Below are 15,509 nucleotides of genomic sequence, written 5' to 3'. Positions count from 1 at the left end.
GGGCCGGCCGGGTGGTTGTCTGAAGCGGCTCTGGAGTTGCCCTGTTTGTGCGTGCAGGTTGAGAGCTTTCTGGATTGACGACCGGCGGTCGCTGTCGGAGGGGGCCGTTCGGCTGATCGCCGCTGGTAGGGCTGTCGGATGGGGTGCGGCTGCGGGGTTGTGGTGTGGGGGTTAGGTGGTTTCGGTGATCATGGCGGCGGCGGCGGTGCGGTTGGTGGTTTCGTCGATGAGGATGAGGCCGCCGGTGGTGCGGTTGCGGCGGTATGGGTCGGCGAGTAGGGGGATGGTGGTGCGTAGGCGGATGCGGCCGATTTCGTTGAGGCCGAGTTGGGTGGCGGTTTCGTCGCGGTGGAGGGTGTTGACGTCGAGGCGGTACTGGAGGCTGCGGATGATGGCGCGGGCGGTGCGGGTGGTGTGTTTGACGGTGTATTTGCCGCCGACGGTGAGGGGGCGGGTTTCGTCCATCCAGCAGATCATGGCGTCGATGTCTTGGGTGGTGGTGGGGGCGTTGTGGGGGCGGCAGATGAGGTCGCCGCGGGAGATGTCGATTTCGTCTTGGAGGCGGATGGTGACGGACATGGGTGGGTAGGCCTCGGTGACGGGGCCGTCGGCGGTGTCGATGCTGGTGATGCGGCTGGTGAAGCCGGAGGGTAGGACCATGATCTCGTCGCCGGGTTTGAGGACGCCGGAGGCGACCTGGCCGGCGTAGCCGCGGTAGTCGGTGATGGTGGTGGATTGGGGGCGGATGACGTATTGGACGGGGAAGCGGACGTCGACCAGGTTGCGGTCGGAGGCGATGTGGACGTGTTCGAGGTGGTGTAGCAGGGAGGGGCCTTCGTACCAGGGGCTGTGCTCGGAGCGGGTGACGATGTTGTCGCCGTGTAGGGCGGAGATGGGGATGACGGTCAGGTCGGGGGCTTCGAGTTTGGCGGCGAAGGAGGTGAACTCGTCGGCGATGCGTTCGTAGACCTGTTGGGACCAGTCGACCAGGTCCATTTTGTTGACGCACAGCACGAGGTGGGGCACGCGTAGCAGCGAGCACAGGAACGCGTGCCGGCGGGATTGTTCGACCAGGCCTTTACGGGCGTCGACCAGGATCAGGGCCAGGTCGGCGGTGGAGGCGCCGGTGACCATGTTGCGGGTGTACTGGATGTGGCCGGGGGTGTCGGCGATGATGAACTTGCGCCGCGGGGTGGCGAAGTAGCGGTAGGCCACGTCGATGGTGATGCCCTGTTCGCGTTCGGCGCGGAGCCCGTCGGTGAGCAGGGCCAGGTTGGTGTACTCGTCCCCGCGGGCGGCGCTGACCGCCTCGACCGCCTCCAACTGGTCGGTGAACAGCGACTTGGTGTCGTACAGCAGCCGACCGATCAACGTCGACTTGCCGTCATCGACGCTACCGGCGGTCGCGAACCGCAGCAGGTCCATCGTGCGGGTCTCCAGCACGGGCACGCTCATCAGAAGTAGCCTTCCCGCTTACGGTCTTCCATCGCCGCCTCGCTGACCCGGTCGTCGCCGCGGGTCGCGCCGCGTTCGGTGATCCGCGTGGCGGCGACCTCCTCGATCACCGCGGCCACCGTGTCCGCCCGCGAACGGACCGCCGCCGTGCAGGAGGCGTCACCGACCGTGCGGTACCGGACCGTCTCGGTGAACACGATCTCGCCGGGGCGGGCCGCCAAGAACTCGTTGACCGCGTACAACATCCCGGCCCGATCCACCACCTCACGCTCATGCGCGTAGTAGATCTCCGGCAACGCCAACCCCTCGGCGGCGATGTAGTGCCACACGTCCAACTCGGTCCAGTTCGACAACGGGAACACCCGGATCGACTCACCCGGATGGTGCCGACCGTTGTACAACGACCACAACTCCGGCCGCTGGTTCTTCGGATCCCACTGCCCGAAATCATCCCGGAACGAGAACACCCGCTCCTTGGCCCGAGCCTTCTCCTCGTCCCGCCGCGCCCCACCAAACAACGCATCAAACCGGTACTTTTCCACCGCCGCCAGCAACACCGGCGTCTGGATCCGGTTACGCGAACCATCCCCCGACTCCCGCACCAACCCCGCCTCCAGGGCCTCCGGGACGCTGGCCACCACCAACTGCAAGCCCAACCCAGCCACCCGCGCATCCCGGAACGCGATCACCTCCGGAAAATTGTGACCGGTATCCACATGCATCACCGGAAACGGAACCCGCGCCGGCGCGAACGCCTTCTCCGCCAACCGCAGCATCACGATCGAGTCTTTACCACCCGAAAACAACAACACCGGCCGCTCCAACTCAGCGACCACCTCACGCATGATGAAGATGCTCTCGGCCTCGAGTGCCGCCAGGTGCGAGACCCGGTACGTCTGGCTCATCGGACTGTTCCAGACCTTTCCGATCGGTTAAACCAGGATCACTCTACCTGCAGCTGCCGCCGGAGCGCGGCCAGGAGCCGCGGCGCCAGATCCTTGCGGCAAACCAGCAGGTCTGGCAGGCGGGGATCGGGCTGATTGTATTTCAGCGCGGACCCGTCGATCCGGGAAGCGTGCAGTCCGGTGGCCGCTGCCACAGCGACCGGCGCGGCGGAGTCCCACTCGTACTGGCCGCCCGCGTGCACGTACCCGTCGACCTCACCGCTGATGACCGCGGCGATCTTGGCGCCGGCGGACCCCATGGGGACGAGCTCGGCGCGCACCTCCTCGGCGACCGCGGTGAGGAACGCCGGGGGCCGGCTGCGGCTCGCCGCCAGGCGCAGCGGTCCGCCACTGGCCGCGGAGAGGGTCGCCGGCGGGTACGCGGGTGGGTAGTCCGTGCCGAGCACCCGGTGCTGCGCGGGCAGCGCCACCGCGCCGGCGGCGAGCCCTCGCGGTCCGCTGGCCCGCTTGGACCAGAGTGCGACGTGCACCGCCCAGTCGGCCCGCCCCTCCTCGGCGAACTCGCGGGTGCCGTCGAGCGGATCGATGATCCACACGCGCTCGGCATCGAGGCGAGCCGGCGCCTTCGGTCCGTCACCCTCGACCCACGCTTTTCGGGCGTGGTCGTCCTCCTCCGACAGCACCGCGTCCGCCGGGCGCCACCGCGCCAGCTCGGTGCGGATCAGGTCGTGGGAGAGCTTGTCACCGGCCGCCTTCAGCGCCGCCGGGTCGGTGTGCCCACGCTCGGCCCGCACCTCCAGCAGCAGCTCACCGGCGCGCGCGGCGAGCCACCGGGCGAACGCGCCGTCGACCACCGGGGGCGCCATCAGTACGCCCCCGAGGAGCGGGCCACCGCCGAGACGGTGCGGGCCAGGATGATCAGGTCCAGCGACAAGGTCCAGTTCTCCACGTACCGCAGGTCCAACCGGACCGCCTCCTCCCACGGCAGGTCCGATCGCCCGGAAACCTGCCACAACCCGGTCATGCCGGGCTTGACCGCGAGCCGGCGCCGGACGTCGTCCGGGTAGGTCGCCACCTCCTCTGGCAACGGCGGGCGCGGGCCCACCAGCGACATCTGGCCGCGTAGCACGTTGAGCAGCTGCGGCAGCTCGTCGAGCGACAGCCGGCGCAGCCAGCGACCGACGGGGGTCACCCGCGGGTCGTCACGCACCTTGAAGAGCACACCGTCGTGCTCGTTGAGGTGCCGGATCTCCGCCAGCCGTGCCTCCGCGTCGAGGTACATGCTGCGGAACTTGAACATCACGAAGGGCTGCCCATCCCGGCCCACCCGGACCTGACGGAAGAATACCGGCCCGGGTGAGTCATGCCAGATACGGACGGCGAGAGTCAGCAACAGCGGGGAGAGGAACGCGAGCAGCAGCGCCGCACCCACCCGGTCGACGATCTCCTTCACCACCCGGGCGCCACCCTCCAGCCGCGGATGCTCGACGTGCAGCATCGGCAGCCCGTCCACGGGACGGATCGTCGTACGGTCGCCGGCCACGTCGACCAGCGAACTCGCCACGATCAGATCCACCTCGTCCCGCTCCAGCCGCCACGCCAGCCGCCGCAGCGCATGCCCGTCCAACTCCGGGCAGGAAAGCACGATCACCGTGTCCGCGGCCGCCGCGTCCACCGCGTGGGCGACGTCGTCGAACGTGCCGTACACCGGCAGGCCCACGTCACCGTCACCGTCCGCGGGCAGGCACGCACCCACGACCTCCAAACCGTGGTACCGCTCACGGCGCAACTGCCGCGTGATGTGCACGACCGCGAGCTCGTGCCCCACCACGATCACCCGGCGCAGGCACTCACCCCGCGCCCGCGCCCGGTGCAGCCGCTTACGGGCCACGAACCGCACCACCAGCGCGCTCGCCGTCGCCACCGGCAGCGCCACCAGCACGTAGAAGCGGGCGGTCGGCAGGTCGAAGGCGTACGACACGATCGCCGCCGCCGCGATCAGGCTGAGCCCCGAGCGGATCACCCGCTGGTACTCGTCCGTGCCCACGAACAGGAACCGACCCTCGTACGTGCGATGCAGCGCCAGCATGCCGATCAGCAGCACCGGCAGGAGCAGCGACAGCAGCAGGTACACCCGGTTGTACGAGGTCACCGTCTGGCCGAAGCGCACCTCGAACGCCAGCGCACCCGCACCCGACCCGACCAGCAGGTCACCGATCAGGAGACAGCGTACGTACCGCGACTCCCACGCCGCCCGCCGCGAAGGGGCCGCGTGCCGCCCCGGCACCCGCCGCAGCGGCCGGGACGGAGGTCTGGATGGGAACGGCGCCCGGAAGAGTTCCAGCTCGTCGTCGACGTCCCACAGCTGCCGCACCATGCCCCCCGATGATCATCGCGTCTGCCGTTACCAACGCGTTGACCAGTCTGGGCGTCACGCCCCGTTATAGGCGTTCTGCGCGGCTTCCACACCGCGAGTGACAACCGTCTCGACGACATCCGCCGCCCGATCGACGAGGAACTCCAACTCCTTGCGCTCCGCGGCCGAGAAATCGGACAGTACGAAGTCGGCCGGGTCCTGCCGCCCCGGCGGCCGCCCGATGCCAAACCGCACCCGCACATACTCCTTGCTACCCAAAGACTTCGACATCGAACGCAGCCCGTTGTGCCCGCCCTCGCCCCCGCCGATCTTCGCGCGCACCGTCCCGTACCCGAGATCGAGCTCGTCGTGGACGGCGATGATGCTGCCGACCGGGACCTTGTAGAACTGCGACAGCGCCGCCACCGGCCCACCCGACAGGTTCATGTACGTCAACGGCTTCGCCAGCACCAGCCCCGGCCCACCCGGCACCAGGCGCCCCTCCGCGACCTCCGCCACCGCCCGCTTGTGCCGGCCGAACCGCGCACCCATCCGCCCCGCCAGCAGATCGGCCACCATAAAGCCCGCATTGTGCCGGTTGCCCGCGTACTCCCGGCCGGGGTTGCCCAGCCCGACCACGAGCCATCGTCCGTCCATCACGCTGCCCTTACCTACGCGAAAGGGGGCCCGCCCGGGCCCCCTTTCATCGCCTGTCGAATCAGGCCGACGCGGCGGCCTCGGCCGGCTGCTCCTCCGCGGCCTCCTCCTCGGCGGCCTCCGCCTCCGGAGCCTCGGCACCCAGCTCCTCCGCGCTCGGCGCGACGGTAACCAGCGCGACGATCTGCTCGGGATCCGCGGCCAGCTCGGAACCACGCGGCAGCTTGACGTCGGCGGCCGTAACCTGCGAACCCGCCTCCAGGCCCTCGATCGACGCCTCGAGGTGGTCCGGCAGGTGCAGCGCCTCGGCCGTGATCGAAAGCGTGGCGCTCTCGGTCACGACCAGCGTGCCGCGGGCCGCCTCGCCGGTCAGCTGCACCGGAACGTCGACGGTCACCTTTTCACCACGGCGCACGATCAGCAGATCGACGTGCTCGAAGGTGTCCTTCACCGGATCGCGCTGGATCGCCTTCGCCAGGGCCAGCGTCGTGCTGCCGCCCACGATGTCGATAGCGAAGACCTGGTTGATGCCGCCGTGGCGGATCGCGGCGGCGAACTCACGAGCGGGAAGCGCGATGTGCTGCGGCTTCTCGCCATGACCGTAAAGGACGGCGGGCACCTTGCCGGCCCGACGGGTGCGACGGGCACCGCCCTTGCCGAACTCGGTGCGGGGCTCGGCGCTGATCTTTACCTCGGACACGGGAGTACTCCTGATGTTTCGTCTTGCTGCATGAGGTCGGCGGCGGTGCCGGGCGGGGGCGCGCGCGGGGCAAGGCCCGGAGCACCGCGTCGATCACGGTGTGCCGCACGGTGCGCGCTGTCTCAGCAGCAGCCCGCGGGACACCCTCGCCGTGGCAACCGCTCCAGTCTAGCGGAGCCGGTCGCCGTGATCCGCCGGGGTACCGCCCGTTAGCTCAATCCGCCAAACAAGGTCGTAACGGAACCGTCATCGAAGACCTCACGGATCGCCCGCGCCAGCAGCGGCGCGATCGACAGCACCGTGATCTTGTCAAGGCGCTTCTCCGCCGGCAACGGCAACGTATTCGTCACCACGAGCTCACTGATCCGGCTGTTCTTCAACTTCTCCGTCGCCGGATCGGACAGCAGCGCGTGCGTCGACGCCACCACCACATCCGCGGCACCCGAGTCGTACAGGATGTCGGCCGCCCGAGTGATCGTGCCACCCGTATCGATCATGTCGTCGACGATCAGGCAGACCCGCCCCTCCACGTCACCCACCACACGGTTCGCCACCACCTGGTTGGGCTTCATCGGATCGCGCGTCTTGTGGATGAACGCCAGCGGGCAACCACCCAACCGGTCCGTCCACCGCTCAGCCACCCGCACCCGGCCCGAGTCCGGCGCCACCACCGACAACGGACGCCCCGCGTACCGGCGCTCCACATACCCCGCAAGCGTGTCCATCGCGAACAGGTGATCCACCGGCCCGTCGAAGAAACCCTGGATCTGCGCCGTGTGCAGGTCGACCGTCAGGATCCGGTTGGCACCCGCCGTCTTCAACAGATCAGCCACCAGCCGCGCCGAGATCGGCTCACGCCCGCGATGCTTCTTGTCCTGCCGCGAGTACGGGTAGAACGGCAACACCACCGTGATCCGCTTCGCCGAACCCCGCTTCAACGCGTCCACCATGATCAGGGTCTCCATGACCCACTTGTTGACGCCCTGCCCGATCGACTGCACCACGAACGCGTCCGAGCCACGCACGGACTCCCGGTACCGCACGAAGATCTCGCCGTTCGCGAAGTCATACGCGTCGGCGGGGGTCGGGGCCACCCCCAATGCCGCACCGATCTCGTCGGCGAGCTCCGGAAAACCGCGACCAGAGAAGAGCATCAAGCTCTTGCGGTTTTCCGCGACGATGCTGCCCATCGGCAATCCGCTCCCGTGGGTCCGTGTGGATCTGACGAGTCACTCGGTTGCAGTATCTCCCGAGGTCAACCCAGCACGCCCGCCATCGTCCCCGTCGTGCGAAGTCTCACCCCGCGCCACCCGCGCCCGAGCCGCCGCCTCCGCCGAAGCGGTACCCGGACGCTTACGCTCCGTCCACCCCTCGAACGTACGCTGCGCCCCGGCCGACACCGCAAGCGAACCCGGCGGCACATCCTCACGCACAACCGTCCCAGCACCCGTGTACGCCCCGTCACCCACCTCGACCGGAGCCACGTACATCGTGTCGACACCACCCCGCACGTAGCTACCGATCACCGTGCGGTTCTTGTGCGTACCGTCGTAGTTGGCGAACACCGAAGCCGCGCCGATATTGCTCTGCTCGCCGATCGTCGCATCCCCCACGTACGACAGATGCGGCACCTTCGTACCCTCGCCGATCTCCGAGTTCTTCACCTCGACGAACGTGCCCACCTTGGACTTACGCGCCAACCTCGTACCCGGACGCAGATACGCGTACGGCCCCACCGCCACATCCGGACCCACCTCGGCACCCACCACATGCGCGCGGACCACCGAAGCACCCGCACCCACCGCCGAGTCGACCAGCGTCGTATCCGGACCCACCGCCGCCCCCGCCGCGACCGAGGTGGTACCCCGCAACTGGGTGTTTTGGTCGACCACCACGTCACGCTCCAGGACCACCGTCACGTCGACCCACGCCGTCGCCGGATCCAGGAACGTCACACCCGCGCGCATCCACGCCCGGTTGACCCGATCGCGCAACAACGCCCGCAAGCCGGCCAACTCCGCCCGGTCGTTGCAGCCCAGCGTCTCCGTCGCATCCGCCGCCACGTGCACACCCACCGGGCGGCCATCCGTCGCCAGCAGCCCGAAGACGTCTGTCAGGTACTCCTCGCCCTGGTCGTTGTCCGTCGACAACTTGCCCAACGCCGCCCGCAACAACGCCCCGTCGAACGCGTAGATACCCGCGTTGATCTCCCGGATCGCGCGCTGCTCGGCCGTCGCGTCGCGCTCCTCGACGATCCGCTCCAGCCGGCCCGACTCGTCCCGCACGATCCGCCCCAGACCGGTCGGATCGGCCACCTCGGCGGCCAGCACCGTCGCGCCCAGACCGGCCGCCTCGTGCGCCTCGACGAGGTCGCGCACCGTCTCCGGGCGCAGCAGCGGTACGTCGCCGTTGAGCACCACCACCGTGTCACCGACGTCGCCGGCGGCCTCGATCGCGATGCGCACCGCGTGGCCGGTGCCGTGCTGCACCGCCTGGAGCACCGGCTCGGCGGCCGGCGCCACCTCGGCGAGGTGAGCCGTCACCTGGTCGGCGCCATGGCCGACGACGACGAGCGTGCGCTGCGCCTCCAGCCCACCGGCGGCGGCGAGCACATGACCCACGAGGGTGCGGCCGAGCAGCGGGTGCAGCACCTTCGGGAGCGCCGACTTCATCCGCTTGCCCTCACCGGCGGCGAGGACGACGACGGTACGGGACCGGGAGGACGTCACGAGGTAGCTCCCTCAGAGCGGCTGTGGGTTGCGGCCTCATGCTAGTCGCGAAGGCCTTGTCCTCTGCTGGAAGCCCCGATATCGTAAATCGGACATTCATGGAGGGCTCGGGTGTCAGGACTCGAACCTGAACATACGGCACCAAAAACCGCAGTGCTGCCAATTACACCACACCCGACTGTTGCGTCTGCCAGAGTAGCGCTCGCCAGATCGCAACGAGAACCCTACTTGCGCGCGAGGTCCGCGAAGACACCCGCCATCAGGCCCTCGATCCGGACGTAGAGCCGCCGGCTGCGTGGCACCTTGACAACGAGACAGCCGTGGTAGCCGTCACCGGTGTTGTGACGGTTTGTCACTGGCTTGTGTCGCTTGAGCGTCGGGCGCCGCATCTCCCCCACGTCGACGCCGATCCGATCCGCCCACCATCGAGACGCGGCGAGCGCATCCGCGGACTCGTGGATGGACACACGGTAGGTGAGCCGCCGCCGGTCAACGCCGAGCGCCTCCACGAAGCGGATGAAGAGCTCCACCAGTCCGGGATCGCTGTTGGTGAAGTCCAACTGGTGCTGCTGCCGCCAAGGCTTGCTCTTCGCGCCTTCGCTCCAGTACAGGACCGCGCCGGCGAGCACCAGCTCTCGCTCCTTGAGCCGGCCGACCCACTGGGCCGCCTTGTCGCGGATGCCGGTCTCCAGCTCGTCGCGGGCGACCCGGTATCCGCCCCACCTGGCGTCGGTCATGACCTTGGCGTGGGCCTGCCGCCGGGCCCGCTCGGCCTCCGGGTCCTTGTCGAACGGCAGGTGGCGGACCCACAGGTAGGCGGTGGACTTCGAGACGCCCAGTTCGTCGGCGATGGCGTTGACCGACCGGCCTTGGCCGCGCAGCTCGACGGCGCGGGCGCGCAGGTCGTCCTTGGCGTTCGGCCGCCGGGTCCAGTCGGGTGGCGGGATGCCGCGGAGGATCTCCTGGAGCAGCTCCCGGCCGATGCCGAGCCGCTCGCGGATTTGGCGGGTGGAGAGCTCTTCCTCGGTGCGCAGGCGCCGCGCTTCGGCGGCCAGGGGGTGTGTCATGGGCAAGCAGGGTAGAACGCGCGTACGAGATGTGTGGGCCGCCTTTTACAGGGGATTCCCAGGAAGAAAACCGGGGCGGACCTCTGTCAGACTACGGTTCCGTAAGTTACGGTGACGTAGGCGTAGCTTAAGTGCCCCGGCCGCCCAAAAGCCCACACTCAGTTCAGTGAGGTGCCATGACCACCGCCTCCACTCTCGACGACACCTCCGTCAAGAATCCCAAGCCGCTGACCGACGGCACACAGTCCAAGGGCATCCTGATCGGCCTTTGGGCGTTCGTGGTGATCCCGTTCCTCGCGGTCTTCGCCGCCGTGCCGATCGCCTGGGGTGGCTGGCTCTCGTGGACCGATGTCGCGATCTTCCTGGTGATGTACTCGGTGTCCGGCCTCGGCATCACCGTGGGCTTCCACCGCTACTTCACCCACGGGTCGTACAAGGCGAAGCGGTGGTTGCGGGTGACGCTGGCGGTGGCCGGCTCGTTCGCGGTGGAGGGCAACATCACGCAGTGGGTGGCGGATCACCGCCGGCACCACATGTTCTCGGACGTGGAGGGTGACCCGCACTCGCCGTGGCGGTTCGGGCCGGGTTTCTGGGCGCTGACCAAGGGCCTGTGGTTCGCCCACATGGGGTGGCTGTTTCACCGTGAGCTGTCCAACCGTGACCGGTTCGCGCCGGACCTGGTGGCCGACAAGGACATCAACCGGGTCGACCGGCTCTTCCCGCTGCTGGTGACGATCTCGATGCTGGCGCCGGCCGCGGCTGGCGGGTTGGTGACGTGGTCGTGGCAGGGCGCGCTGACCGCGTTCTTCTGGGCCGGGCTGGTGCGGGTCGGCCTGCTGCACCACATCACCTGGTCGATCAACTCGATCTGCCACGTCTACGGCGAGCGGCCGTTCGAGGTGCGCCAGGGTGACCGCGCGGCGAACTTCTGGCCGCTGGCGATCCTGTCGTTCGGTGAGAGCTGGCACAACCTGCATCACGCGGATCCGACGTGTGCCCGTCATGGTGTGTTGCGCGGCCAGGTCGACATCTCGGCGCGGGTCATCTGGTTCTTCGAGAAGCTGGGTGCGGCGTGGGACGTGCGCTGGCCGAGGCCGGAGCGCATCGCAGCGAAGCTGGTAAAACCGACCTCGTGACTGAAAGCCTGAGCGCCAACGGGGCGGCGCCGGCGAAGACCGGTAGCCGGGTGCGGATGTCGGCGGCGCAGCGTCGCGAGCAGTTGATCGCGATCGGCCGTGAGTTGTTCGCCGAGCGCGGGTTTGACGCGACCTCGATCGAGGAGGTCGCGGCCCGCGCGAAGGTTTCCAAACCCGTCGTGTACGAGCATTTCGGCGGCAAGGAGGGCCTGTATGCGGTGGTGGTCGACCGTGAGGTGCGGGCGCTGCTGCACCGGATCACGAACGCGTTGACCGCTGGCCATCCGCGCGAGTTGCTGGAGCAGGCGGCGCTGGCGCTGCTGGACTACATCGAGTCGGAGACGGACGGCTTCCGGGTGCTGGTGCGGGAGTCGCCGTTGATGTCCGCGACGGGCAACTTCAGCAGCGTGCTCAATGACGTGGCGCATCAGGTGGAGCACATCCTGGGCGCCGAGTTCAAGTCGCGTGGGTACGACCCGAAGCTGGCCGAGCTCTATTCGCAGGCGCTGGTGGGGATGGTGGCGTTGACCGGGCGCTGGTGGTTGGAGGTGCGCAAGCCGCGTAAGGACACGGTGGCGGCGCACCTGGTCAACCTGGCCTGGAACGGCCTGTCGCACCTGGAGGCGAAGCCGGTGCTGCTCACTCGCCGCGCGCGCTAGTGGGGGCCGGCTGGGCGTGGTGTCGGTAGCGCTCTTCGGCTTTGACATCTTCGTCGGAGCCGACTTTGTCGTACAGGCCGGCGGTGAGTACCAGTAGTCCGAAGATGAACGACACGATGCTGTTGACCATCGAGAAGTTCAGGATGTTGGCGTCGGTCTGCATCACCGTCATCATGAACAGCCCGACGACGATGAAGACGAGGCCGGCGCCGAGGTTGACGATGTGTTCGACGTTGCCGCCGATGACCGCGCCGGCGAGCAGTACGGCACCGTAGATGATCGACAGGATGGCGAACGCCAGGTTGGTGCGCAGGCCGAGGACCCACGTGTCGCCCCGGTCGAAGAGCGGGTCACCGGCGGTCTGGATCGCGCCGATGATGCCGAAGACCAGGATGTAGAGGCCGATCAGCCCGGAGAGTGTGCGGTAGAGCGGTCGTAGTGGGTGGTTGACCGGGATGTGCGCCATACCTGGATTGTCACCCCGATGCGGCCTCCGCGCAGCCGCAACCGCTACTCAAGGAAGAGCACGCGGCCGCTGCTCAAGGAAGCCGCTACTCCAGGAAGAGGCGGGCTTCGCGGGAGGCCTGGGCCTGCTCTTCGGTGCCGACCTTGCCGTACATGCCGGCCAGCAGCAGCACAAGGCCGAGCACCATCGTGACGATGACGGTGGGCATCGTGGCGTTGAGGTAGTTGGCGTCGGTGCGCAGGACGGCGAGCTCGGCGAGGCTGAGGGCCGCGAGCGCGTACCCGGACCACTTGTGGATGGCCGCGTCGGCGTTGCGGCCGACGGCGACGCCGACGAGGATGATCAGCCCGACGGCGGCCGAGATGACCGAGTGGCCGAGGTTGGTGCCCTGCCAGAGAGCTTCGGCGTCGTTTTGGGCGAAGAACTCGTCGCCGCTGGTCTCGATGACTCCGAGGATGCCGAAGGCGATCAGGTAGAGGCCGGTCAGCCCGCCGAGGGCCCGGTAGGTGGGCCGCAGCGGGTGGTTGACGGGAAAGTGCGCCATGGGCGCTGATTGTGGACCATCGCTTCGGGGAGCTGCCGGGCAGCCCCGCTATCCGTGATCTGGTACCTGGTCGGCGAGGGCGAGCCAGGCTTCTTCGGCCTCGGCGCGTTCGGCTTGTACGGCTTTGAGCTGCGCGTCCAGTTCGGCGATTTTGGCGTAGTCGGTGGCGTGGCGGGCCATCTCGTCGTGGAGGGTGGCTTCGCGCTGTTCGAGCTTGGCGACGGCGCGTTCGAGGCGGGCCAGTTCCTTGCGGGCGGCTCGCACGTCACCCGCGGACGGCCGGTCCCTTTCGGTCCGTTCGGGGGGCGCGGGCGCCTGGGGGGTCGACACCGACGCCAGGTACTCCTCGACGCCGCCGACCATGTGGCGCAGCGTGCCGTCACCCATCAGCGCGTACACGGAGTCGGTGACCCGCTCGACCAGGTAGCGGTCGTGGCTGGCGACGACGAGCGTGCCGGGCCAGGAGTCGAGCAGGTCTTCCAGCGAGGCGAGGGTGTCGGTGTCGAGGTCGTTGGTGGGTTCGTCGAGGAGGAGGACGTTGGGTTCGCCGGCGAGCAGGCGCAGCAGTTGCAGCCGCCGCCGTTCGCCGCCGGAGAGGTCGGCGACGGGTGTCCATACGCGACGGTCGGTGAAGCCGAACACCTCGGCGAGCTGGGCCGCGGAGAGTTCGCGGTCGCCGAGCTTGACCCGTTTGGCGACCTCTTCGACGGCTTCGAGCAGGCGCAGGTGGCCGGGGAGTTCGGCGAGCTCCTGCGAGAGGAACGCGGTGCGGACGGTGGCGCCGACCCGTACGGTGCCGCTGGTCGGCTGGAGCCGCTGGGCGAGCAGCCGCAGCAGTGTGGTCTTGCCGGCTCCGTTGGCGCCCAGGACGGCGATGCGGTCGCCGGGCCCGACCTGCCAGGTGACCCGGTCGAGGATCTCCTTCGGACCGGCGTGGAGGGTGACGCCTTCCAGGTCGTACACCTGCTTGCCGAGGCGTGCGGTGGCGAGCCGGCGCAGGGAGACGGTGTCGCGCGGGGGTGGGACGTCGGCGATGAGCGCGTTGGCGGCGTCGATCCGGAAGCGGGGTTTGGAGGTGCGGGCCGGCGGCCCGCGGCGCAGCCAGGCGATCTCTTTGCGGAGGAGGTTTTGCCGGCGAGCCTCGGTGGCGGCGGCGACCCGCTCGCGTTCGGCGCGGGCGAGGGTCCAGGCCGCGAAGCCGCCTTCGTACGCCCGGACGGTCTGGTCGGCGACCTCCCAGGTGCTGGTGCAGACGGCGTCGAGGAACCACCGGTCGTGGGTGACGACGACGAGCGCGCCGCGGCGGGTGGTGAGGTGGCGGGCCAGCCAGTCGACGCCGGCGACGTCGAGGTGGTTGGTGGGCTCGTCGAGGATGAGCAGGTCGGCGGCGCGGACCAGGAGCGCGGCGAGGGCGACGCGGCGCCGCTCGCCGCCGGACATCGGCCCGACCGGCTGGTCGAGGCCGAGGTGGGGCATGCCGAGACCGTCGAGGATGGCACGGACGCCGGCGTCGCCGGCCCACTCGTGCTCGGCGGCGAACCCTTCGCCGAGCCAGGCGGTGCCGATGACGACGTCGTGGACGGTGGCGCCGGCGGCGAGGTCGAGTGTCTGCGGGAGCCACGCCACCCGCAGGTCGCGGCGGTGGGTGACCCGGCCGGCGTCCGGCTCTTCGATCTTGGTGAGCAGCCGCAGGAGGGTGGACTTGCCGGCGCCGTTGAGGCCGACGACGCCCACTCGGTCGGCGTCGTCGAGCCCGAGGGATACGTCGGTGAGGAGGGGCCCGGCCGCGCCGTACCCCTTGGACACCCGGTCCAGGTTGACGATGTTGGCCATCAGATGACGCGGGCTCCCGGGACCGGTCCGTGGGCGGTACGGGCGGCGCGGCACACCTCGGCGGCGGTCAGGTCTTCGGCGATGCGGGTGGCGTGCGGCCCGTCGGCGGCGAGGAAGACGCAGGTCGGCCCGGATCCGGAGACGAGGCCGGCGAGCGCGCCGGCGGCGTGGCCGGCCTTGAGCACGTCGGCCAGGGCGGGGCGGAGGGAGAGGGCCGCGGGCTGCAGGTCGTTGTCGAGGGCTGCGCCGAGCACGCCCGGGTCGCGCTGCCGGAGGGCGGCGAGCAGCTGGTCGGCGCTGCCGAGCAGCGGGTTGCTGGCGTGGCCGGGCAGCCGCGGTGCCTGGCCGGTGTCGCGGAGCCGGTCGAGCTCGCGGTAGACGTCTGGCGTGGAGAGGCCGCCGTCGGCGATCGCGACCACCCAGTGCCAGGTGTTGGGGCGGGCGAGGACGGGGCTGACCGCTTCGCCGCGGCCGGTGCCGAGGGCGGTGCCGCCGTGCACGAGGAAGGGCACGTCGGAGCCGATGTCGGCGGCGATGTCGGCGAGCTCGTCGCGGGAGAGGCCGAGACCCCAGAGCGCGTCGCAGGCGACGAGCGCGGCGGCGGCGTCGGCGCTGCCACCGGCGAGGCCGGCCGCGAGCGGGATCTGTTTGCGCAGGTGGAGGCGGGCGTGGGCGGGCACCTTGGCGTGGGAGGCGAGGGTGCGGGCCGCGCGGATCACCAGGTTGCTCTCGTCGAGGGCCAGCTCACCGGCGCCCTCGCCCTCCATGGTGAGGGTGAGGGTGTCGCCGCGGCGGGCGCTGATCTCGTCGTACAGGGAGATCGCGTGGTAGACGGTGCTGAGCTCGTGGTAGCCGTCGGGCCGCGCGGGGCCGACGCCGAGGTGCAGGTTTATCTTCGCGGGGACGCGCACCTTTACCGGGCCGGACGCCGCGAGGCGCGGCCGGTCCAGCTCCTCGTCCGGCCGCCAAGCCTCGGTCACGGAGCGATGTCCTGCACTCGCG

At 69.5% G+C, this 15,509-nt stretch carries 15 protein-coding genes and 1 tRNA gene; 2 read left to right on the top strand and 14 right to left on the bottom strand.

Annotation, left to right across the window (positions count from 1 at the left end):
- Positions 1-171: 171 nt before the first annotated feature.
- From RB614_RS41455 to RB614_RS41410, 10 genes are all read right to left on the bottom strand, one after another.
- A complete protein-coding gene (locus RB614_RS41455; protein WP_308717262.1) occupies positions 172-1,455 on the bottom strand; it encodes a sulfate adenylyltransferase subunit 1 in 1,284 nt (427 codons plus the stop codon).
- On the bottom strand, positions 1,455-2,360 hold the full coding sequence (cysD, locus tag RB614_RS41450) for a sulfate adenylyltransferase subunit CysD (protein WP_308718205.1): 906 nt from the start codon (positions 2,358-2,360) through the stop codon (positions 1,455-1,457). The genes RB614_RS41455 and cysD overlap by 1 nt, the downstream gene beginning before the upstream one ends.
- 38 nt (positions 2,361-2,398) lie before the next feature.
- Positions 2,399-3,226 carry a 3'(2'),5'-bisphosphate nucleotidase CysQ gene (locus RB614_RS41445; RefSeq protein ID WP_428983216.1) on the bottom strand — a complete coding sequence of 276 codons (828 nt, stop codon included), beginning with the start codon at positions 3,224-3,226 and terminating at the stop codon, positions 2,399-2,401.
- The gene (locus tag RB614_RS41440) at positions 3,226-4,737 is read right to left on the bottom strand and encodes a sugar transferase (RefSeq protein WP_308718204.1); all 1,512 of its coding nucleotides are present in this window, start codon (positions 4,735-4,737) and stop codon (positions 3,226-3,228) included. The genes RB614_RS41445 and RB614_RS41440 overlap by 1 nt, the downstream gene beginning before the upstream one ends.
- A 54-nt stretch (positions 4,738-4,791) precedes the next feature.
- Positions 4,792-5,373: an aminoacyl-tRNA hydrolase gene (gene pth / locus RB614_RS41435; protein WP_308718203.1), complete on the bottom strand. Its 582-nt coding sequence runs from the start codon at positions 5,371-5,373 to the stop codon at positions 4,792-4,794.
- A gap of 61 nt (positions 5,374-5,434) precedes the next feature.
- A complete protein-coding gene (locus RB614_RS41430) occupies positions 5,435-6,073 on the bottom strand; it encodes a 50S ribosomal protein L25/general stress protein Ctc (RefSeq protein WP_308718202.1) in 639 nt (212 codons plus the stop codon).
- Positions 6,074-6,282: 209 nt separating this feature from the next.
- Entirely contained in the window at positions 6,283-7,263 is a 981-nt protein-coding gene (locus RB614_RS41425) for a ribose-phosphate diphosphokinase (RefSeq protein ID WP_308718201.1), read from the bottom strand.
- 39 nt (positions 7,264-7,302) lie between these two features.
- Positions 7,303-8,802 (bottom strand): bifunctional UDP-N-acetylglucosamine diphosphorylase/glucosamine-1-phosphate N-acetyltransferase GlmU, encoded by a 1,500-nt coding sequence (gene glmU / locus RB614_RS41420; protein ID WP_308718200.1) that lies wholly within the window; start codon positions 8,800-8,802, stop codon positions 7,303-7,305.
- Positions 8,803-8,908: 106 nt separating this feature from the next.
- Positions 8,909-8,980, bottom strand: a tRNA-Gln gene (locus RB614_RS41415).
- A gap of 46 nt (positions 8,981-9,026) precedes the next feature.
- Positions 9,027-9,869 carry a helix-turn-helix domain-containing protein gene (locus RB614_RS41410; RefSeq protein ID WP_308718199.1) on the bottom strand — a complete coding sequence of 281 codons (843 nt, stop codon included), beginning with the start codon at positions 9,867-9,869 and terminating at the stop codon, positions 9,027-9,029.
- A 176-nt stretch (positions 9,870-10,045) separates the two neighbouring features.
- Here RB614_RS41410 and RB614_RS41405 point away from each other — a divergent pair, with 176 nt between their 5' ends.
- Both RB614_RS41405 and RB614_RS41400 read left to right on the top strand, forming a co-directional pair.
- Positions 10,046-11,005 carry an acyl-CoA desaturase gene (locus RB614_RS41405; protein ID WP_308718198.1) on the top strand — a complete coding sequence of 320 codons (960 nt, stop codon included), beginning with the start codon at positions 10,046-10,048 and terminating at the stop codon, positions 11,003-11,005.
- A gap of 56 nt (positions 11,006-11,061) precedes the next feature.
- Positions 11,062-11,664, top strand: coding sequence for a TetR family transcriptional regulator (locus RB614_RS41400; protein WP_308718208.1), 603 nt, complete (start codon positions 11,062-11,064; stop codon positions 11,662-11,664).
- On the opposite strand, the gene RB614_RS41395 is transcribed toward RB614_RS41400, so the two are convergent.
- The 4 genes from RB614_RS41395 to RB614_RS41380 form a co-directional block, all read right to left on the bottom strand.
- Positions 11,645-12,130, bottom strand: coding sequence for a DUF4383 domain-containing protein (locus RB614_RS41395; protein WP_308718197.1), 486 nt, complete (start codon positions 12,128-12,130; stop codon positions 11,645-11,647). The two genes, RB614_RS41400 and RB614_RS41395, sit on opposite strands and share 20 nt — an antisense overlap.
- An 85-nt stretch (positions 12,131-12,215) precedes the next feature.
- Complete coding sequence (locus RB614_RS41390; RefSeq protein WP_308718196.1) at positions 12,216-12,674, bottom strand: DUF4383 domain-containing protein; 459 nt, start codon at positions 12,672-12,674, stop codon at positions 12,216-12,218.
- 48 nt (positions 12,675-12,722) lie between these two features.
- Complete coding sequence (locus tag RB614_RS41385) at positions 12,723-14,507, bottom strand: ABC-F family ATP-binding cassette domain-containing protein (protein ID WP_308718195.1); 1,785 nt, start codon at positions 14,505-14,507, stop codon at positions 12,723-12,725.
- Entirely contained in the window at positions 14,507-15,487 is a 981-nt protein-coding gene (locus tag RB614_RS41380; protein WP_308718194.1) for a 4-(cytidine 5'-diphospho)-2-C-methyl-D-erythritol kinase, read from the bottom strand. Before RB614_RS41380 ends, RB614_RS41385 begins: the two co-directional genes overlap by 1 nt.
- Positions 15,488-15,509 lie beyond the last annotated feature (22 nt).

It is taken from the genome of Phytohabitans maris, from assembly GCF_031085175.1.
In the GTDB taxonomy this organism is placed as follows: Bacteria; Actinomycetota; Actinomycetes; order Mycobacteriales; family Micromonosporaceae; genus Phytohabitans; species Phytohabitans maris.
This window is presented reverse-complemented; position numbering and strand designations above follow the sequence as displayed.